Annotated in this window: 1 protein-coding gene and 1 pseudogene; both read left to right on the top strand. The window is 42.2% G+C overall.

Annotation, left to right across the window (positions count from 1 at the left end; all coding sequences use genetic code 11):
* A pseudogene (locus GMA8713_RS27165) lies at positions 1-151 on the top strand (malate dehydrogenase); the annotation flags it as partial.
* Positions 152-444: 293 nt separating this feature from the next.
* Positions 445-671, top strand: a 227-nt coding sequence (locus tag GMA8713_RS26105; protein ID WP_084387853.1) for an amino acid permease, incomplete at its 3' end; no start/stop codon positions are given.

A 671-nucleotide genomic window follows, 5' to 3' on the forward strand; every position in this document is an offset into this window, starting at 1 on the left:
ATTCTTTGCACAACCGATTAAACTCGGTAAAGAGGGTGTCGAAGAAGTGTTGAGCTATGGTGCATTGAGTGCCTATGAACAAGCCGCGTTAGATGGAATGCTGACAACACTGAAAGGTGATATTCAACTGGGTGTTGATTTCGCCAAATAAAGAGTAACCTTATCTTATACAAAAATGCCGCTTGCTCATCCAAGCGGCATTTTTTATGGTTTTTACCGATATTTTTGTATGATGATGCTTTGAACTGTGTAATATGCGGTTTTTTTTACTGAGCAGTGCACTATTTTCGTCGTGAACTTATAAACTCTTTGATCCCTAGCAATGAATTTGACTATTGACTCACTATCTCAGTGACCGCGACCACATAGGGATTGATGTTTGGTAAATATGTTCTCTAAAATAGCGCCTTCTTCTAATGTGTCGATACTCACTGGATAGTTCCCATGGATAATAAGCTTGGTTTGGGCTCACTGACAGCACTGGTCATTGGTTCAATGATTGGCGCTGGTGTTTTTAGCCTGCCACAAAACATGGCCTCAGTCGCTAGCCCTTTGGCGGTCATGATCGGCTGGGGGATTACTGGCGTTGGTATGATCTTCCTTGCGCTCTCTTTTCAACAACTTGCCATCCATAAACCTCATATCAATAGTGGTGTATTTGGTTTTGCTCG

This window comes from Grimontia marina, from assembly GCF_900060185.1.
In the GTDB taxonomy this organism is placed as follows: Bacteria; Pseudomonadota; Gammaproteobacteria; order Enterobacterales; family Vibrionaceae; genus Enterovibrio; species Enterovibrio marinus.